Annotated in this window: 16 protein-coding genes; 6 read left to right on the forward strand and 10 right to left on the reverse strand. The window is 68.3% G+C overall.

Annotation, left to right across the window (positions count from 1 at the left end; genetic code table 11):
• Positions 1–37 precede the first annotated feature (37 nt).
• Positions 38–481: a hypothetical protein gene (locus ABCR83_RS12760; protein WP_462695050.1), complete on the reverse strand. Its 444-nt coding sequence runs from the start codon at positions 479–481 to the stop codon at positions 38–40.
• Positions 478–4,458 (reverse strand): golvesin C-terminal-like domain-containing protein, encoded by a 3,981-nt coding sequence (locus ABCR83_RS12765; protein WP_462695051.1) that lies wholly within the window; start codon positions 4,456–4,458, stop codon positions 478–480. The genes ABCR83_RS12760 and ABCR83_RS12765 overlap by 4 nt, the downstream gene beginning before the upstream one ends.
• 275 nt (positions 4,459–4,733) lie before the next feature.
• Here ABCR83_RS12765 and ABCR83_RS12770 point away from each other — a divergent pair, with 275 nt between their 5' ends.
• Positions 4,734–4,883, forward strand: a complete 150-nt coding sequence (locus ABCR83_RS12770) for a hypothetical protein (protein WP_462695052.1) — start codon at positions 4,734–4,736, stop codon at positions 4,881–4,883.
• The gene (locus tag ABCR83_RS12775) at positions 4,880–5,194 is read left to right on the forward strand and encodes a hypothetical protein (protein ID WP_462695053.1); all 315 of its coding nucleotides are present in this window, start codon (positions 4,880–4,882) and stop codon (positions 5,192–5,194) included. The genes ABCR83_RS12770 and ABCR83_RS12775 overlap by 4 nt, the downstream gene beginning before the upstream one ends.
• A 16-nt stretch (positions 5,195–5,210) precedes the next feature.
• Here the strand turns inward: ABCR83_RS12775 and ABCR83_RS12780 are convergent, their stop codons facing one another.
• From ABCR83_RS12780 to uraD, 5 genes are all read right to left on the reverse strand, one after another.
• On the reverse strand, positions 5,211–6,719 hold the full coding sequence (locus ABCR83_RS12780; protein ID WP_462695054.1) for a YfcC family protein: 1,509 nt from the start codon (positions 6,717–6,719) through the stop codon (positions 5,211–5,213).
• 48 nt (positions 6,720–6,767) lie between these two features.
• The gene (locus ABCR83_RS12785) at positions 6,768–8,162 is read right to left on the reverse strand and encodes a nucleobase:cation symporter-2 family protein (protein WP_462695055.1); all 1,395 of its coding nucleotides are present in this window, start codon (positions 8,160–8,162) and stop codon (positions 6,768–6,770) included.
• Between the two features lie 185 nt (positions 8,163–8,347).
• Positions 8,348–9,727, reverse strand: a complete 1,380-nt coding sequence (locus ABCR83_RS12790; protein WP_462695056.1) for an 8-oxoguanine deaminase — start codon at positions 9,725–9,727, stop codon at positions 8,348–8,350.
• Between the two features lie 35 nt (positions 9,728–9,762).
• Positions 9,763–10,677 carry a factor-independent urate hydroxylase gene (pucL, locus tag ABCR83_RS12795; protein WP_462695057.1) on the reverse strand — a complete coding sequence of 305 codons (915 nt, stop codon included), beginning with the start codon at positions 10,675–10,677 and terminating at the stop codon, positions 9,763–9,765.
• A gap of 7 nt (positions 10,678–10,684) precedes the next feature.
• Positions 10,685–11,527 carry a 2-oxo-4-hydroxy-4-carboxy-5-ureidoimidazoline decarboxylase gene (gene uraD, locus ABCR83_RS12800; protein ID WP_462695058.1) on the reverse strand — a complete coding sequence of 281 codons (843 nt, stop codon included), beginning with the start codon at positions 11,525–11,527 and terminating at the stop codon, positions 10,685–10,687.
• Between the two features lie 196 nt (positions 11,528–11,723).
• Between uraD and ABCR83_RS12805 the strand changes: the two genes are divergently transcribed.
• The 3 genes from ABCR83_RS12805 (at position 11,724) to ABCR83_RS12815 (ending at position 15,883) form a co-directional block, all read left to right on the forward strand.
• Entirely contained in the window at positions 11,724–12,923 is a 1,200-nt protein-coding gene (locus tag ABCR83_RS12805; protein ID WP_462695059.1) for a helix-turn-helix domain-containing protein, read from the forward strand.
• Positions 12,924–14,300: 1,377 nt separating this feature from the next.
• Positions 14,301–14,777 (forward strand): hypothetical protein, encoded by a 477-nt coding sequence (locus ABCR83_RS12810; RefSeq protein WP_462695060.1) that lies wholly within the window; start codon positions 14,301–14,303, stop codon positions 14,775–14,777.
• Between the two features lie 314 nt (positions 14,778–15,091).
• Positions 15,092–15,883, forward strand: coding sequence for an aminoglycoside phosphotransferase (locus ABCR83_RS12815; protein WP_462695061.1), 792 nt, complete (start codon positions 15,092–15,094; stop codon positions 15,881–15,883).
• A gap of 69 nt (positions 15,884–15,952) precedes the next feature.
• Here ABCR83_RS12815 and ABCR83_RS12820 read toward each other — a convergent pair whose 3' ends face one another.
• From ABCR83_RS12820 to ABCR83_RS12830, 3 genes are all read right to left on the reverse strand, one after another.
• Positions 15,953–16,348, reverse strand: a complete 396-nt coding sequence (locus ABCR83_RS12820; RefSeq protein ID WP_462695062.1) for a helix-turn-helix domain-containing protein — start codon at positions 16,346–16,348, stop codon at positions 15,953–15,955.
• Entirely contained in the window at positions 16,345–16,596 is a 252-nt protein-coding gene (locus tag ABCR83_RS12825; protein ID WP_462695082.1) for a YkoF family thiamine-binding protein, read from the reverse strand. The genes ABCR83_RS12820 and ABCR83_RS12825 overlap by 4 nt, the downstream gene beginning before the upstream one ends.
• Positions 16,597–16,691: 95 nt before the next feature.
• On the reverse strand, positions 16,692–17,669 hold the full coding sequence (locus ABCR83_RS12830) for a DMT family transporter (RefSeq protein ID WP_462695063.1): 978 nt from the start codon (positions 17,667–17,669) through the stop codon (positions 16,692–16,694).
• Between the two features lie 247 nt (positions 17,670–17,916).
• On the opposite strand from ABCR83_RS12830, the gene ABCR83_RS12835 reads away from it, so the two are divergent.
• Positions 17,917–18,723 (forward strand): TIM barrel protein, encoded by an 807-nt coding sequence (locus ABCR83_RS12835; RefSeq protein WP_462695064.1) that lies wholly within the window; start codon positions 17,917–17,919, stop codon positions 18,721–18,723.
• Positions 18,724–18,726: the final 3 nt, after the last annotated feature.

Genomic DNA, 18,726 nt, shown 5'->3' on the forward strand with positions numbered 1-18,726 from the left:
CTGACCGCCCGCCGGTGAACTCCTGGGCCGGGGCCGGCTACTTCACCCCGCAACGGGCACCCGGAACCTCCCGTGCGGTCACCGGGGACGCATCGGCGGCGGACCGGAACAGGTAGCAGCTCTTCACATCCACCGCCCCGAGCCACCTCGACTCGGACATGAGGATGCTCGCCGCGATCTCGACCCCGGAATCGTTCCGCCTGACGTCCCGGACGTTCCATCCGGACCTCAGGAACGCCCGCTTGACGACCTCATCGGTGAGCCTCTCCCCGCGAGGGCCATGGTCAAGGTGCTGCCGGACGCGGCGGGCGGAGTTCGCGATCTCGGCACGGGCGTGGTCGGCCGCCCGGTCGTTCATCGTGACCAACTCATAGCCGATATAGGCGAGGATCGCCGCCGCCAGGCACAGCACCAGCAGGCACCCCGAGGAGAGGCAGCCTCGAGAGCCGCTTCTCCTCGGTGCGCCGTCGCTGTCCGTCACGAGGACCCGTGGTATCCGATCTCGGCCAGCCGACGGTTCATGACATCCGCGTAACCGGTCGTTCCGTCCTTCTTGGGGTGGAAGGATTCACGGCTGTTGCAGAGTCCGGCCACCGGGACACATATCTCCTGCACATTGTCTCCCTTGTGGAAGTCGCCGTCGCCATTGGGGCCGACGACGATCTTGTTGATCCACTCGGAGTCATCACAGATTCCATGGCCCGTGAAACCCGCTATGGCATTCGCGAACTCGACCTTGATGCCCTGCCCCTTGAGCGAGGCCACGGTGGCCGCCTGCTTCTCCGCCACATAGTCGGCCAGGGAGTTGAGGGCATCCGAGTTCGCCGTGTCGCACGCCTTGCTGCTGTGCAGCCTCGGGTAACCCATCAACACGATCTGGGCATTCGGCGCCTTCGCGCTGATCCTTCTGATCAGGTCGTCGGCCGCGCTCTGCGCCCGGTCGACGCGATCCGTGTAGTCCTCCTTCTTGCACACGCCCACGATGTAGCAGTTGACCACGGCATCGGTGAACGCGCCTCCGTCGTTGCCGCCGATCGTCAGGGTGACCAGTGTGGTGTTCTCATCGAGCACCCCTGATTCCACCTGGGTCATCTCATGGAACTGCCCCTCTCCCAGCGAGTAGTTCGACGGCTGCTCCCAGGAGTCGGGGTGGACCTGCACACCATCGTTGTTCCAGCCGCTCACATTCCAGGTCCGCGCCCCGGAACAGGCGACAAAGCCGAGTTCGGTCTCATCGGCCCACATGTCGGACAGCTGGCCGGTCGGCATGGAGTTCCCCGGTAGCACCATCTTGCGCGGCCAGGCGTTCTTGCTCCGGCGGCAGGCGTTCCATTTCGCGCCGCCGTGATCGCTGTCCGATTCGGTGATGTAGTCACCGGCGCCCTCGCCGGACGAGTACGAGTCACCCAGCGCCGCCACAATATGCCGGGGCTTCCCGGGCAGCGGCTGGAAGCCGACCGCGTCAAAGGCGATATCGGCGTCCCCGGTCCCGTCGGCAGCCTCGGTGGTGAGAGTGACGCTCGCCCGGCCCTTGAGGTTGTAAACGCCCAGCGAGACCCAGTTGTTGGCCCTGCGGTTCTGGTTGATGTACCGCACCCGCTTGGTGCCGTCGCCCAGGTCGATGGTGTATTTCGCCTGCTGCGTCCACGCGCCATGGTCCGGCAGATGGGTGACCACCCGGGTCCAGCCATTACGGTCGTTGTTCAGCTTCCAGGTGCCCTCGAACGCGAGCTTGCCCGAATTGTCGCCCGGGGCACGGGTGTGCCCGTAGTAGAAGTGCCCGCCGTAGCCGGCGCCGATCTGGTGCAGATCCATCTTCGACTGATAGCGGCCGCTGTCACCGGAGAATTTGAAGCCAAAAGTCCCCGCATTGACCGACGGCCTCGCACAGTCGGGCCGCACGGACGGGACGTCATCGGCGGTGTCGTCAATGATCAGTGCATAGGGCGGCGCGCTATTGCCGCTGCTTGACTCGGAGGTTGAGCAGTTGGGCTGATACGCGGTGCCATCGGGCTCCTCGTTCGGGTAGTTCTCGGTGAAGCGGATCAGCTCATTCCCACAGGCCGAGCGGCAGTCCTTCCACACCACGTGTTTATGCCACCAGCAGTAGAGCTTGTACTGGCCACTGGTGATCCGGCACGGGCCGTTTTCGTCGTTCTTGCCGTCCTGGTCGGCCCTGCCGGGGTCACAGGAGTTGTCGTCCATGGTGCAGAACAACGTGGCCGGCGGCTTGACGGACTCCTTGTGGGCGTTGGAAGTCCACCAGGCGGGCCGGAAGGCCGCCACGGTCTTGCCGGGCGACTCCAGGGCCTCGAAGGAGTAAGCGGCGAAACCGAGGACCTTTTCCTGATAGGGCCAGTCCTGCGGGTGGGCTGCGTCATGGGCGCTGCGGGCGAGGAAAGGCGCACGCCCGGATTTCCACTCGGGGTTGGCGGGATTGTTGCGCCAGCCCACCCCCCACTGACCGCCGTTCCTGTCCTTCTCATTCTCCGGGTGCAGGCCGGAGTTGTAGGCCCACAGCGCGAAGAACCAGTTCTCCGGCCGGGCGGCGTCCTCGTTGTTGACGGTCAGCCCGGCGGCCCGAGTCTGGTTCCACTTGCTGACCAGTATCTGATGGCCGTAGGCGATATTGACGGTGTAGTCCAGTGCCACGGCCCGCTGCACCTGGTAGGGCAGCGCGGGGACATTGCTGGTGTCGGAGGTCGGCCGGCTCGCCAGTCGCATGCCATCGGTGGCCTGGGTGATGCCATAACCACAGTCGGCCTTCTCCCAGTTGATGGCCCAGGGATCGGTCTGCTGCCCATTGGCGGCATAGGAGATCCCATAGAAGTTGCCGATCAACGGGTTGGCCGTCACCCCGGGCACGGCCTCACGGCCGGCCTGCCACATATTCGACTCCTGCATGGCCACACCCAGCAGCACCTGCGCCGGAACACGGCCGCCACCCTCCAACTGCGCATTGCGCGGGCTGAAGTAGTCACTCGGCGAGTAGGCGGGCATGCCCAGATTCTTCCAGTTCTCCGGGCGATGGACGAGATCACCGAGGCTGCCCTGGACGACCTTGTCGACGGCCCACTCCACCTGGCGGGGCTTGGGCTGCATGGCCTGGTTGCGCACATCGTTGCGCGGAACCGAGCAGAACCGCTCGTCCTCGCTCTCCACCGGGTCGTCCGACCGGTCCTTGAGCGATTTCCGCGCACCCGGTGCCCCCTTGAAGCTCAGCGCGGGGGACAACTCCCCGCCCTTCCGGGCGGCTTGTGCGGGAATCTGGGCGGGGTCCACCGTGAAGGAGGGCGTTTTTCCGGTGGCCCGTACGCTCAGCGAGATGTTCACCGGACGCGCGGCCTCCGGCTCCGCCCGGCGCACACCCGAGTCCTTGCCGTCCGCCCACTCGGTGTGGGTCACCAGGGCCTCGCCCCGGGTGCTGACCATCGCGTCCTGCGGCGCCCCGGGTGTCCGCTCGACGACTCCGGGCAGGGATGCGGCGGTCTGCTTGGTGTCACCCATGAGGAACACCCGCCCCTGGGCGCTGCGAGTGACCCCGATCTTTGTCAACTTCCCCTCGGCGAGCGCCATTGCCGGTTTGTCACCGACCGGCTTCTTCATTCGTTCCGGGGTCAGCCGTTCGGCGGTGGCACTGTCCTTGCCCGTCTTGTCGAGGAAGACCAGTCCCCCCTCGGCGTCGGAAGTGAGCCCATAGGGCACCCAGCTGGTGCGGGCCAGGGGCGTCGCCTTCCCCCGCCCGTCGATCCTGACCACCCGCCCGGCCGCCGCGGCCGCGATACCACCCTCGACGGGAACCGCCGAGGTGAGCTGCCCGCGCACCTCAACGGGGCGCGACAGGCGGCCGGTTGCGGCATCGACCCGGACCAGCCGGGTGGCGGCCTTGTCCTCGCCCCCGGACTGGGTCAGCACCGCGTCCTCACCGGTGCCACAGCCGGGGTTGTAGTACGACAGCGAAGCCTGGAGGGGAAGTTTGCTCACCTTCCCCGACTCGAGGTCCACCGCGGCGGTGAAACCACCGCGTGCCATCAGCTCCGCCCTGTTGGTGAACGTCCGTGGCGCATACACCACCAGAGCGCGTCTGCCGGAGGCGGTCACACAGGCATTGCCGATCCATGCGTCGGTGTCGAACCCGGGCTCCTTGAGCGTCGCCGCCGTCCGCCACGTATAACCGGACTTCTTCTCCGCCACCAGCAGATGGAATCCATTGGCATCCGAACTGGTCGTCCATGCCCGGTCGGTGGACTTCTCCCATCCCTTGCCCAGCACCTCACCCCGCTGCGGGCCGAAAACCGAGGCCGGGGACGGTTTGCCATCCGCTGCCGCGGCAGACGCCGCCGGAACATCCCCGCCGCCCGCCGCCCATATGGACGGCGCCTGGAGCAGCGAGGCCGCTATCGCCGAGCTCGCCACCGCCGAGATGACGGCGGTGCGCACTCCTCTTCGTCTTCGCATCGGTCTCCGTTCACCAAGGCGCGCCCGGACATCCCGCGCGGGCTCGCCATGCCTGGATTGGTCCGTGGTGGGTTGTTGGTTGCGCGATGGTGTGGCCGAACGTCAACTCTTGCTGTGATCACTGTGGTTGATGTGATTGATGTGACACATGAGGACTTGCTGCGGACCATAGCGGCACCATGCACGCCATCACAAGCATGTTCACCGAAGCCCTCCACCCGGCCGCCCGAACGGGGACTATCATTTCCGGTCGGGCCCGAGGCGTTGGAGGACTCATGAGGCAGTCGGGCAACGATGGGCTCCCGGACGAAGTCGCCTGCCCGGAGTGCGAAGGGAAGGGCACCGTGGAGTGGGAGACCCAGGACCGGCACAGAGCACAGACCGAGTGCAGTAACTGCATGGGCACCGGCAAGGTGATCGCGTGACCCTGCTGCCGGAGCGCTACCCCGCCCGGCTGATGCCGGAGCAGGTTCCGTTGGGCACCGCATTGTGCCCGAGATGCCTGCACTGGCCCATCAAGCTGGCGGGGCAGGAGATGTGGCTGTGCATCGCGTGCTACGCCCTGGAGCAGCAGCAGGCGGCCCGGCTGGCCGGGCAGTCCAGGAGCCTGGTGGAGGCGAACTTCGTGACCACGGAATGCCTGGCCTGCGGCAGCAGCGATGTGGACGCCAATGGGCGGTTATGGTGGTGCCGGTCGTGCCAGATGTGCACCAGGGTGCGCAACGAGGGGCAGTGACCGGGGCGATGACCGGTCACCGCACCGTGGCCCCCAGGGCGACGAACCCGCAGATCAGTACCGCCAGGATCACCAACAGCGGCCAGCTGAAGCGCAGATAGCGGTCATAGCCGACCTTCGCCAGGGATACCCCGCCCACCACCACGGCGGTCGTCGGCACCCAGAGGTTCATCCAGCCACTGGCCGCCTGCCAGGCCGTCACCACCACCGCGCGTGAGACATGCGCGAACCCGGCGAGCGGGGCGAGGATGGGCATCGCCAGGGTGGCATGGCCCGAGGTGGAGGGGATCAGGAAGGCCAGCGGCAGGTTGACGATGAACACCACGACCCCGAAGAGCGCGGCGGAGGTGCCGGACACCACGCTCTCGATGGAGTGCAACACGGTGTCCGTGATACGGGCGTTGTTCATGATGACGGTGACGCCACGGGCGAGGACGATCGTCAACGCCGGCGAGATGAAATCACCCGCCCCCTGGACGAGGACCGCGCTCAGCCGTTGCTCGCCGAGGCGGGCGACGATCCCGATGAGCAGGGCGGCGACGATGAACAGGGCCGCCAACTGTGCGAAGGACCAGTCGAGTTCCCAGCCGTAGGGAGGCGCGTCCGCATTGCCGGTGAGGGCACCGGCCCAGGGGATCACCGAGAAGACCATGAAGAGGAAGACCAGCGCGACCAACCCCAGCACGGCCATCTGCAGCCCGGTCAGTGAGGGCGGTTCCTCGGCGGCCGCCGCCAGTTCGCGGTCGCCGGGCAGAAAGCCGACCAGGGAGCGGTCCGGGGCGGCCCGCACCCGGTGGGCGTAGCGGAGGACATAGGCGATGGTGACGGCGGTCAGCACCAGCCACATCGCGAAGCGCAGCGCGATGCCGTCGCCGAGCGAGATGCCGGCGGCCGATGAGGCCACGCCCGTCGCGAAGGGGTTGACCGTGGAGGCCAGCACCCCGACACCCGCGCCGAGGATGATCGTGCCGGTGGCGACCATGCGGTCGTAGCCGAGCGCCAGCATCAGGGGGACCAGGAGGCCGTAGAAGCCGAGGGTTTCCTCGGCGAAGCCCTCCACCGTGCCGAGGAGGGAGAAGACCGTCATCACTCCGGCGATCAGGAGCGCGCCCCGGGTGCGCAGCCGGTGGGCGAGGCGTTCGATGCCCCGGTCGAGTGCCCCGGTGGCGAAGACGACGGTGATGAAGGCCCCGATGGCGAGGACGAAGAGGAAGACTCCGGCGCTGCCGTAGAGCGTGCCGGTCGCATCGGGGGCGACCTGGCCGCTCTGCGGGTCGCGGACGCCGTAGAGGCCGTTGACGGGTGCGAGGAAGAGCTGGCCCAGGCGGTGTACGAAGTCGCCGGGGGCGGGTGCGCGGTGGTAGGTGCCCTGGATGGGGCCGCCCGTGGCGTTGCGCTGGTAGCTGCCGGAGGGGATGACGAAGGCCAGGGCCCAGACGGCGACCGTCACCATTGCCAGGACGGCGAGTGCGCTGGGAAAGACGAAGCGGCGCTTGGCGCCGGACTCCGGAGAACCCGTGTCCACGGTGGAGCCCCTCTCGGCACTTTGATCAGGATTTGCGCCGATTGTTGCTCAATGCCATGGTTCGGCCCAGTCGCCACGCACGGCGGTGACCGGCGGTTGTTCCGGGAGGTCCGGCTCCGGTGCGTTCCCTCGGCGGAGGTGGTTGAAGGCCAGGTTGAGGGCGACGGCCGTCAGACATCCGGCGCTGACACCGGAGTTGAGGATGATCTTCAGGGTCTCGGGGATGGCCGCGCTGCCGTAGAAGGCCTTGGACACCACCGGAATCATGCCCACGCCCAGCGAAACGGCAACGATCAGCAGGTTTTCGCCCCGGGCCAGGTCCGCCTTCCGCAGGACGTTCACCCCACCGGCGGCGACCGTGCCGAAGAGCACGATGCCCGCACCGCCGAGCACCGGTTGCGGCACCACGGCGATGAGCGAGGCGAAGGCCGGACTGAGCCCCAGGGCGACGAACATCAGACCGCAGGCCGCCACCGTGAAGCGGCTGCGCACCCGGGTGATGGCGACCAGGCCGATGTTCTGGGCGAAGGCACTGTTGGCGAAGCCGTTGAAGAGCGGGCTCAGGGCACTGCCCAGGGTGTCCGCCCGCAGACCGCCCGCGATGACCCGCTCGTCGGCCTCGCGCCCGACGATCTCGCCCAGCGCCAGCATGTCGGCGGTGCTCTCGACCATGCTGACCAGCATCAGGATGCACATCGAGACGGTGGCGGACACCGTGAACACCGGGTGCCCGAAGCGAAAGGGCTCCGGGAAGCCGATCAGCGCGGCATGCCGGGTGGCCGTGGTGTTCACCGCCCCGGCCGGGATCGCGAGCAGCGTGCCGGCGAGCAGGCCGAGCAGGATCGCGATCTGCCGCAGGAATCCGGTCAGCAGACGCCGCAGCACCAGCACGATCACCAGGGTGCCCCCGGCCAGGCCGAGGTTGGCCGGCGAGGCGGGCCGTTCCGGGTGGCCGCCCTGGATCCAGCCGAAGGCGACGGGCAGCAGGGTGAGGCCGATGAGGGTGATCACGGTCCCGCTGACGATGGGCGGGAAGAAGCGGACCAGCCTGCAGAAGTACGGGGCCAGCAGAAAGCCGAGCACGCCCGCCACGATGACGGCCCCGTAGATGACGGGCAGGGCGTCCCTCCGGTCGGACTGCTGACCGGCGATGGCGAGCATCGGGGCGACGCCCGCGAAGGAGACGCCGTTGACGAACGGCAGTCTCGCTCCGACCTTCCAGAAGCCGATGGTCTGCAGCAGGGTGGCGATGCCCGCCGTGAAGAGGGCGGCGCCCACCAGAAAGGTGATCTGGGTGGGGGTGAGGCCGATGGCGGCGCCGACCACCAGCGGCGGGGCGACCACTCCGGCATAGCTGGCGGCGACATGCTGGAAGCCGCCGGCGAACAGCCTTGCCGGGCCGGGCAGTTGGTCCACCGGGTGGAGCTCTGGCGCAGCGGCCATGGTGGGTCCTCCTGTCGATTTTCACGTCCTCGACGGGGCACAGCGCCGATGGGACACGGCTTCAGGGAGGTGTCGCAGAGCTGGAGGTGTCGAAGAGCTGGGGGTGTCGCAGGGCTGGGGGTGCTGCCGATGCCCGGGCCCGGCCGAGGGCCGTCCCCCTCGGCCGGGCTCGGACACCCCGGGCATCAGCCCGCGTCGGCCAGGCGTGCGAGGCGCCGGGCCTCGGTGCGGGCGGCGCGGGCGATGCCGTCCTCGTCGGCGGTGACCAGCCGGCCGTCCTCGACGACCGTCCGGCCGCCCACCAGGGAGAGGGTGACCGGTGCCGCCGGGCCGAGGACCAGGGCGGCGACGGGGTCGGCGATGGTGGAGTGGCCGAGGCCGTCGACCTGCCAGAGCACCAGGTCGGCGAGCTTGCCCGGTTCGAGCGAGCCTGTCTCCGCAGCGCGGCCCAGGATTTGGGCGCCGCCGGACGTACCGAGCCGCAGGGCCTGGCGGACGTTCAGGGCCCGCTCTCCCCCGGCCAGACGGTTGATCAGCAGGGCGTTGCGCAGTTCGGTGTGCAGCTCGCCGGATTCATTGGAGGCGGTGCCGTCGACGCCGAGGCCGACCGGGATGCCCGCGGCGAGCATGGCGGGGACGCGTGCGGTGCCCGCGGCGAGGCGGGCGTTGGAGGACGGGCAGTGCGCCACGCCGGTCCGGGTGCGGGCAAAGGCGGCGAGGTCGGAGTCGTTCATATGGACGCAGTGGGCCATCCATACGTCGTCGCCGAGCCAGCCGGTGGATTCCAGGTAATCGGTCGGGCCCATCCCGAACCGGTCCTTGCAGAACTGTTCCTCCTCCACCGTCTCCGAGCCATGGGTGTGCAGCCGTACGCCCTTGCGGCGGGCCAGCACCGCGGCCTCCCGCAGGAGTTCGGTGGAGACGGAGAAGGGCGAGCAGGGGGCGACGCCGATGCGCAGCATCGAGTCGAAGGAGGCGTCGTGGTGGGTGTCGATGGCCTGCTCGGTGGCGGCCAGCGCGTCCTCGGTGGTCTCCACGGCGAAGTCCGGGGGCAGTCCGCCGGCGGATGCGCCGAGGTCCATCGACCCCCGGGTGGGGCTGAAGCGGATGCCCAGTTCGCGGGCGGCGCGGATCTCGGCACCCAGGAGGTCGCCACAGCCCTTGGGGAAGACATAGTGGTGATCCACGGCGGTGGTGACACCGCCGCGCGCCATCACGGCGAGGGAGCCGCGGGCCGCCTCGTAGACCATCGGTTCGTCGATGCGCGACCAGATGGGATAGAGGGCGACCAGCCAGTCGAAGAGGTTGGCGTCCTGGGCGAGGCCGCGGGTGAGCCACTGGTAGAAGTGGTGATGGGTGTTGACCAGCCCGGGGGTCGCCAGGTGGCCGGTGCCGTCCACCCGGCGTACCACGTCCTGGAGTTGGCGGGGAGCGGCTCCGGGTCCGAGGGATTCGATCCGGTTGCCCGCGATGACGAGGTGGCCCGAGGCGAATTCGGTGTCATGGGCGTCGACGGTCGCGATGGCGCAGTTCTCGATGACGGTGCGCGCCGGTGGTGGGGTCACGGTGAGTCCTTTGCCCTGGGGTCGCTGGAGGTTGGTCAGTCCACCGGGATGCCGGGCTCGGCGCCCGCTCGCAGGACGGTCGCCTCGATCAGGCCATAGGGGCGGTCGGCGGCGTAATAGACCTCATTGTCGTTCTCGAGGCCGAAGGGCTCCAGGTCGACGAGGAAGTGGTGCTTGTTGGGGAGGGAGAGGCGTATCTCGTCGATGTCGGGCCGGTGGTCGATGACCCGGACGCCCATGGCGTAGAGGGTCTGCTGGAGGGAGAGGGAGTAGGTCTCGGCGAAGGCGTGCAGCAGGTGTTCACGGGTCCGCCGGTAGCAGTCGTCCCAGTGCGGTGCGGGTTGCCGGCCGTCCGTCCAGCCGTACCGCCAGCGGGCGTTGACCTCGGTGGCGAGGATGCGGTCGTGGGTCTCCCCGAGGGTGGTGTAGCGGTCCTTGGCATAGCCGTGGAACTCGGAGTCGGTGGAGTTCAGTACGGTCAGGTCCTTGAGGCCCGAGATGATCTGCCACCGGGTGCCGTCGTAGCCGATCTGCGCGGTGCGGGTCTCCCGGCCGCTGCGGACGAACGAGTGCCGGGCGTCGCCGGAGCCGGGGGCCTCGATGCGGTCCCAGGTGTACTCCTCGATGCGGATGCGGGCGGTGTGGATGGGCTCCTGGCTGGTGACGAAGTGGCGGGCCAGGTGGATGCCGAACTCCTCGGCGGAGGCGATGCCGTGTTCCTTGGCGAACGCGAATACCGTGTTTTTGGTGGCGTCCGTGGTCAGGACCTTGGCGTTGGAGCCGGAGAGGTGCACCTCGTCCATGTCACCGGAGAGCGAGACGGAGACGCTGAGGTCCTTGATGTGGTGGGTGGCACCAGCACGGGTGATCTTGACGACCCGGCTCTCGGCCTTGCCGTACTGGTTGGGGCCGAGGATCGCGGGGCGGGGTCCGTCGGTCAGGTGCGGCATATCCGGGCTAGCTCCCTCGGTATACGGAGTAGCCGAAGGGGGTGAGCAGCAGCGGCACGTGGTGGTGCTCGCCCGGTGCGACGGCGAAGGCGACCGTCACTTCGGGAAAGAACGCCGCTCCCTCGGCTTGCTTCTGGGACAGATGGGGCTCGACTTCGAACAACAGCCGGGCGTGGGTGGCGGTTTGGGGCAGCAGGGGCAGGTCCTTGCAGCGCCCGTCGGCGTCCGTCACCGAGGTGCCGAGCGCGGTCCAGGCCGGGTCGCCGGGGCCGCGTACGGACAGCCGCACGGTGACGTTCCCGGCGGGGCGGCCGGTGCTGGTGTCCAGGATGTGGGTGGACACGGTGGGCCGGGCCACCAGTCCGGCCAGCCGGACACGGTTGATCCGGCCCAGCTCCCGCCTGACGATCTCCCGTTCGCGGTCCGGGGTGTTGGCGATCCGGTCCCGGACGGCGTCGCGCAGCTGCCCGGCGGTGAGCCCGGTGGCGCAGATCAGGAAGACCTGCCCGAACTTCTCCTGGTAGGCCAGGTTCAGCTCGAGCATCTCGGACTTGAGCGCCTCCGGGGCACCGGCCATCCCGTGCTGTTCCCGGGCGGAGACCGGGTCACCGGGCCTGGGCCGCCCGATGGGCGGATGCCCGGCCATCGCCTCGGCCAGATCCGCCGGGGTCAGCCGCGCCACGGCGGTGTCGGAGGCGGCGAACAGGGCCTCGGCATCGGGGTAGGGGCGCCGGGTGAGAAGCTCACCCGCCCATGCGGCGCTGGTGCAGATCTCGTACAGGGTGGCGCGGGCCGCTTCGTCGTCAGCCGCGTTGAACCGGGACAGCCCCGGCGGGGAACTCGAAGTCACGGGGACCTCCGTGGCGCTTTGCGGTGCGCTCGGATGAGCTGCGCATAGCTAACGCCCTCCGAAACTTCGCGTCAACAGTTTGTTGAAGAAGAGTGGCCGAACGGTCCGCCATGACAGCCAGTGTTACGTCAACCGACTGTAGCTCCCACAGTGTTCGCACTCCCTGCACTACTGACTTGGCGCGTACGCTCGTGCCATGACGAGCGCTGGTGAGCGAATCAAGGTGCTGCGCAAGCGACGTGGGTTGACCCAGCGAGAGCTTGCCGAGGCTTCAGGAGTAGGGCTGTCGGTTCTGCGACGGCTCGAACAGGGCGAGCAGGAGTCAGCTCGCATGGAGACGTGGCGGAAGTTCGCGTCAGCCCTGCGGGTGCCGACCATGAGGCTTGTCGGTGAGCCCGATGAGGACGGGGCGGACCCGGAAACCGTAGACCGGTGGGAGGGGGTCAGGCAGGCCCTGCACGCTCCTGTGGGGCTCACCGAGGAAGCGGACGAGCCGCCGACTGTGGAAGGTGTGGCATCGGCTCTGGATGGGCTCGTATCGCTCTATCAAAAAGACCAGTTCGCCGCGCTGGCTGCCGTGCTGCCTGCCCTGTTGCGGGACGCTGACGCGCTCGGTTCGGAAGGTCGGGAGCTGCGCGTCCGGCTGCTTCAGCGGACCGGATGGCTGCTGATCCAGACACGGCAATTCCGCGACGCAGAGGAGGCATTGACCCGGTCGCTGGACGAGGTGAGCGACCGGCTGCAGGCCACAGAGACGGCGAACCACTTGTGTTGGCTGATGCTGAGGCAGGGTCGGCTGGGGGAGGCCCGGGAGCTGGCCACGAAGTGGGCCGACGACTCGGAGCCAGTGCGTATGACCCGTGCGACCCCTACCGAGCTCTCACTGTGGGGTTGGATGCTGTTGCGTATCTCGGCGGCTGCCGTGCGCGACAACCGCCCGGGGGAAGCCGACCACGCCTTGAGGTACGCCCGCGCTGCCGCTGAGGCCATCGGGCACGAGTTCGCAATACCGCATAACGTCAGCATGAGGACGTTCGGCCCGCTGACGGTTCTCCTCAAGAGCGCGGAGAACGCCCAGATCGTCGGCAGGCCGGACGCTGTGCTGCGCCTGGGCGACAAGGTCGAGAAGATCACGAAGGCCAAGACGAGGCGTACGCGGGTGCGCCCCACAACGAACAACTGGAATAGGCATCTTCTTGACGTTGCCGACTCGCATGAGCGCATGGGCAACTATGGGCTGGCCGTGGAGAAGCTGACGGACATCAACCGCAGGTCGCCTGAGTGGATGCCCAATCAGAGGTTTGCCCGCGACATCGTCGGACGGGTGATTGAAGACCGCAGGACGTTGACGCAAGAGATGCGCGACCTGGCAACTGCGGTGCGGCTGCCTCTCTAAACGATCACACCGGATACTTGCGTCTGCCGGGTAGCCAAAGTACTCGCGACAGGCGGCGCGTGCCTTCCTAACGTGTCCCATGCGCAGAGGAGACGAAGAAGGCAGGTGGTCGAAGTGAAGCAGCCGGTGGGAGCTCACTTTGAACTGGGCGGCGTGGCACAGGCGTTACCCCAGAACGAAGATACCGATCGCGTCGAGTGCCGGCCGGTACGGCAACTGCACCGCAGCGAGCGAGGCACATCGGATTCCTCCGTACGCCTCCCTGCCCAGGCGGTGGCGTGACAACCCAGACGAAGCGCTGCACAGAGTGCGACCGGATCAAGGCGGAATACTCAGCAGCGATCAAGCAGGGCGACAAGAGCAGAGCAACCGACTGCACAGTATTGATGGGGCGCCACCTGCGGGAGGTGCACTCATGATGGCCGGTTTGTCGTCATGGTTGTCGCGCTGGCGGTCCCTGTATGGGCAGTTCTTCCTTTCCATCCGGGCAATCCGGCCCATCCGTCATCATGGAAACACCTATGCGTCCGCCCCGCGTGTCGAACCGGGGTACATCGAGGAGGCAGAACGACGACTCGTTGCACGCATCCGAGATCGCAGGGGGCCAGTGCCTGAGCCGGTCGTTCCCTTGCCGCACACCAGTGGGCCGACGGCCATGCCTACCGTTCCTACGGACTGAGCAGGAGTGAGCCCGGTCAGCCGCACGCCCCGAACGGTCTTGGGCGCACTGGTTCCCCGGCGTACTCGACCCCGAGGCGGCGACACGCATCCTGTGCGTGGTCCGGTCCCGGGAGGCCGGTTCCCTACGCGACCTGGCCATATGGATACGGCCAGAGGCGACGGGGAGGCCCTGAACCATCGCTCCGGTGGAGCAGGGGCCCCGCACGCCGACACCGCACCCGGCGTCCCAGATCGCGCCGCCACGCTAACCCGGATGACCCAGGGCACCGCAAGCCCGGAAGCCGGCCATCACACCATCGAGCTAAGACGACCTCATATGCGCTCCTCGACGAGCAGTTGCCAACCCCCATGGACGGTTGCCGTATCTGCCTCCAGCTCAACGAAGCGAGACGGTCAGCGCATCGGAGGGACGGCCAGGAGGCGGACCAGAAGTTTGCGGCGGCCTTCATGACGCATCACCAAGTGAAGCATTGATCCCCGTCTCTCTGTTCGGATGCCATGACGCTCCCCTCCCGGGCCGTGGGTCCTTCAACCGGGCAGAGCGGCAGGCACAGCCGCCCGCCCGGTCGTCCTCGTGACTGAAGTCGGCCGGACGGGTGCACCACCGCACAGCAGCGCACAAGGCGCGATAGCCTCCAGCGCACCGAGCTGCGGAAGAGGTAGAGCATGCGTATCAGGCGGTTCCAGGAATTCGCCATGGATCTGATCAAGAACGACAGCAACCCGTTGATCGCGGGAGTATCCGAGTGGGAAGACCCGCGCCCCCAGAACGAGTTGTACGGGTTCATCGTCGAGTTCTCGACTGGTGCGACCGCGCACTTTCATACGCCCATGATGCTGGCTCCCGGCACGAGGCACGACGAGTCGGACCAGATCATCGAGGGTGACGAGCCAATCGCCCCCGTCGCCTTCCCCGAAGGCATGGGGGCTGGTGGACGGATCAAACTCCCGGATGTCGAACAGTGGTTCATGGCCCTGCTCGCATCCTCGGGAAGCCGCGAGATCAGCGGCCTCGATGCTTGGACGCAGAAGGAAGGCGGACGTCCCCGGCACGCCGGGGTGACCGTCTCGTTCCACTCCGGCGGAAAGATCCTTGCCGCTGTGGCATACCTGCTGCGCTCAGGAATGAGCACTGACCAAGGGACGTACTACGAACCTCTCGAGGAGGTCTAGGTGAAGGCGAAGTCAGCGTTACGCTTCGACCCCGGCAAGCTGGAGGGCAACTGCTCCGTTTGCGGTGCCACAGTTCACGGTGAACCGGGTGACCCGGTACCGCAGCACCAGCCGGCAGACGGCAGTGGCGATCGTGCGATGTGCCCAGGTTCAGGAACAACGCAGATTTGAGAGCAGACGACTGCGACCACGACTGGGTGGAGTGGAGCGGCGCGCAGCGCTGCCGTAAGTGTGGCGCGACGCAGTAGCAGCGCCGAGAGCCGGTAGGGGCACCGGTTACGCCGGTATCCCTACCGGCATCGAAGGGAGATCATGTGGTTGAGCGAGTCGGGTGGAAAGAACTTCCCGGCATGCTGCGCGGCGCGGTGGAGGAACGCACGGGCCAGGTGGTCGCTTCGGAAGTCGTGGCCGGCGGCCTCAACTGCGCTGTCGCGCTCAAACTGACCACGGAACGCGGACGCCTGTTCTTCAAAGGCGTACGCGAAGCTGACGATGAAGCCGTCGCGTCGCTCGGCTGGGAGACGCGCATCAACCATGTGGTTCAGGGAGTCAGCCCGGTCATTCATCACTGCTTCCGCACTGCGGGGTGGTCCTGTCTCGCCTTCGCGTACATCGACGGCCGCCACGCCGACTTGGCCCCTGGAAGTAGTGACCTGGCGGCTGTGGCGGACGCTCTGCAACGCATGCAGGCGTTCAGCGGTTCCACGTTCCCCGCATCACCCCTCGCCGACCGGTTCGCGCCGTACCTGCTTCCTGGCGAAGCCGGGCACTTACATGGAACCAACTTGCTTCACACCGACACGAATCCGCACAACATCCTGATCGACCGCGATGGCGACGCCCGCATCGTGGACTGGGCTCGACCGGCTAGCGGCCCCGCATGGGTGGACCCGGCATGCACAGCCGTACGGCTCATGGAATGCGGGCAGACACCCGCTGACGCGCTTGCCTGGCTCGGCGGGTTCACCAGTTGGCGGTATGCGAACGCAAAGGCGATCGAGACGTTCGTCAATGTTACGTGCCGACGCTGGACAGCGACCATTGGCGAGCACGACGCGAAGCGGAGCAACACCAGGTTTCGGCAACTGCTCAGTTGCCGGGCATGAAGGTCTCTGACGCCAACATCTCTCCGGCCACAACCTCCCGCAGGGACAACGCGGTAGCACCGCGGTTCTTCACCGCTGCTCACCACGCCGCTTCACCCGCTGCTCCTCTTGGTAGTTGATGTAGTTGTAGACAGTGAAGCGGCTGACCCCGAGCGCCGCGGCCACCGTCTCCACCCCGTGCCGCAGCCGGAAGGCCCCGCGGGCCTCCAGGTTGCGCACCACCGACTGCTTGGTCTTGCGGTCCAGTTGGGGTAGTGGCATGCCATGGCGGCGTTCCAGGTCGGCCAGGATGTGCTCCAGCGATTCGGACAGGTGCGGCAGGCGCACCGCCACCACCTCGCGCCCCTCCCAGGAGAGCACCACATCTTCGCGGCCGGCCTCCTCCGGCTCGAGCAACCGCCCGCCCATGGCGTCCACCAGCGGCTTGATCGCCGCGCGGAAGTCGCGGGCGCCCGACTCCGTCATGCGCCGTCCTCCTCGACCACGTTCACCTGCAGCGACACCCTGGTGGCACCGGCCTCCAGCGCCTCGCGCAACAGCCGGTCCACCGTGGCCAGTACGACCTCGGCCCGTCCTTCGGCGGTGTTGCCGAACGGGCCGACGTCCACGGTGTCCAGCCCCGCGCCCTGTACCACCGCACGGGCCACCACGGCATGCGGTGGTAGCTGGTCAAGATCAAAGGGCTCGGTAGTGAACTCCACTCTCAAACGCAACATGCGGCCACCGTAGCGTCTGTCTTCGGGTTCCTTGCCGCCGCCGATCCGGGGCGCGAGGCCAACCGGCCCGCGCCCCGGTACCGTTCACCGGGTCAGGCGGAGCCGCGCCCCGCCGACCGCGCCTCGGACAGCGCCAGGCCGGCCACTGCCGTCAGCAACAGCAGGGTGCCGATGACCGTCGTCGCCGTGAGCCGCTCCCCGAGCAGGGTCACCGCCAGCACCGCCGCGCTCACCGGCTCGAGCAGCATCACTGCCGCCGCCGTGGCGGCCCGCACCGCGGCCACCCCGGCGAAGTACAGCGGATAGGCCAACGCCGTGGTGACGGCGACGACATAGCCCATCACCAGCAGCACCCGGCCCGGGTGGGCGGTGTGCGGCAGCAGCCCCTCCGCCCAGGCCAGGGGCAGCAACAGCACCGCGCCGATGCCGAACGACCACAGGGTCAGGCTGTACGGGTCCTCCCCCGCACCGTGCCGCCCGGTCCAGCGGGCCAGCAGGGTGGCCGCCGCATACCCGGCGGCGGACAGCAGGGCCAGCCCCACACCCAGCGGCCGGACCGAGCCGCCCCGGTCGCCCAGCACCAGCACCGCGAGACCGGCCAGTGCCCCGCACACCGCCAGCACACCGACGCGCCCGATGCGCTCGTCCAGGAACAGCCGCCCGCCCACGGCGGTGAACACCGGCCCGGCCCCCAGGGTGACCACGGTGCTCACGGCCACCCCGGTCGCCTGCACCGACCCGAAGAAGGCGGCCTGGAACACCGCCAGGCCAAGCCCCGTGCCCAGCAGCAGCAACAGCCGCCGGCCCGCCGGCTGCGGCACCCGGGGCGCACCGGCGAGGCGCGCGGGGCGCAGCGCCCTGGCGGCGAGCAGCAGCACCAGGCTGCTGACACAGCGCCAGAAGGAGAGGGCCACCGGGCCCAGGTCGCTGGACCGGTAGAGGATGTCGGCGGCGGCTCCGGTCGTCCCCCAGGAGATCCCGACGACGGCGAGATAGCCGAGGCCGCGCCCCACGGACCGGGGTGCCCGGCTTTCGGGCAGGGTGGACGGCTCTATGACGGTTTTGGACATGCTGCGTTCTCCGCATGACGAAAGTGGTCGTGGACTCCCGCGTGCGGGCACGGCCACCCGGCGCATCGGGACCGCAAGTCCCGTATGTGCTGCTGCCGGTGGCGTCCCGCGCTAGGCGGCGGGAGGCGGAAGAACGCTGGAAGGCATGAGATGCACCTTACGTCTTGACAGCCTCTCCCGCCCAGGGCAACCATCTTTTCCGTAGCACGGAAAGCTAGTTTCACTATTCGAAAGGCTGCTGAACCGCATGCGCTTCGATGTGAACCTCTCGATCCTCTTCACCCAGCTCCCCCTGCTCGAGCGCCCCGCGGCGGCGGCCGCGGCCGGTTTCTCCGCGGTCGAGCTGTGGTGGCCCTGGCCCGATTCCCCCGCCCCCGAGCGGTCCCGGCTCGATGCGCTGCGCACCGCGCTGGACCGGGCCGGGACCCGGCTGGTGGCCCTGAACCTCTACGCCGGCCAACTCCCCGGCCCGGACCGGGGAGCCCTGTCCCTGCCCGGCGCGGAGTCGGAGCGCTTCCGTGCCAACATCGACATCGCGGCGGACTTCGCCCGCTCGGTGGGCTGTACGGCGCTCAACGCGCTCTACGGCAACCGCGTCCCCGGCGCCGACCCGCGCGCCCAGGACGACCTCGCCCTGGAGAACCTGGTACGGGCGGCCCGCGCCGCCGACCGGGTGGGCGCCACCCTGCTGATCGAGGCCCTCAACGCCCGCGAATCACCCGGCTATCCGCTGACCGGCACCGAGTCGGCGATCGAGGTCGTCGACCGGGTCAATGCGGCCAGTGGGCTGGACAACGCCCGGTTCCTGATGGACCTCTACCACCTGTCGATGAACGGCGAAGACCTGCACCGGGTCATCGACCGGCAGGCCGCCACCGCCGGGCATGTGCAGATCGCCGACAACCCGGGCCGCGGCGCGCCCGGTTCGGGCGGGCTCGACTTCCCCGGCCTGCTCGGCCGCCTGGACACCGCCGGATACGACGGCTGGATCGGGCTCGAGTACCGCTGCCCCGACCCTGGCCCGGAGAGCTTCCGCTGGCTGAAAGCGTTTTGAGGA

Source organism: Streptomyces xingningensis, from assembly GCF_054957865.1.

Bases quoted from the DNA above. Each gene is read 5' to 3' on its own strand.
- ABCR83_RS12765 (WP_462695051.1), bottom strand. From the start codon at position 4,458: ATGCGAAGACGAAGAGGAGTGCGCACCGCCGTCATCTCGGCGGTGGCG.
- ABCR83_RS12770 (WP_462695052.1), top strand. From the start codon at position 4,734: ATGAGGCAGTCGGGCAACGATGGGCTCCCGGACGAAGTCGCCTGCCCG.
- ABCR83_RS12785 (WP_462695055.1), bottom strand. From the start codon at position 8,162: ATGGCCGCTGCGCCAGAGCTCCACCCGGTGGACCAACTGCCCGGCCCG.
- pucL (WP_462695057.1), bottom strand. From the start codon at position 10,677: ATGCCGCACCTGACCGACGGACCCCGCCCCGCGATCCTCGGCCCCAAC.
- ABCR83_RS12805 (WP_462695059.1), top strand. From the start codon at position 11,724: ATGACGAGCGCTGGTGAGCGAATCAAGGTGCTGCGCAAGCGACGTGGG.
- ABCR83_RS12810 (WP_462695060.1), top strand. From the start codon at position 14,301: ATGGATCTGATCAAGAACGACAGCAACCCGTTGATCGCGGGAGTATCC.
- ABCR83_RS12820 (WP_462695062.1), bottom strand. From the start codon at position 16,348: ATGACGGAGTCGGGCGCCCGCGACTTCCGCGCGGCGATCAAGCCGCTG.
- ABCR83_RS12830 (WP_462695063.1), bottom strand. From the start codon at position 17,669: ATGTCCAAAACCGTCATAGAGCCGTCCACCCTGCCCGAAAGCCGGGCA.
- ABCR83_RS12835 (WP_462695064.1), top strand. From the start codon at position 17,917: ATGCGCTTCGATGTGAACCTCTCGATCCTCTTCACCCAGCTCCCCCTG.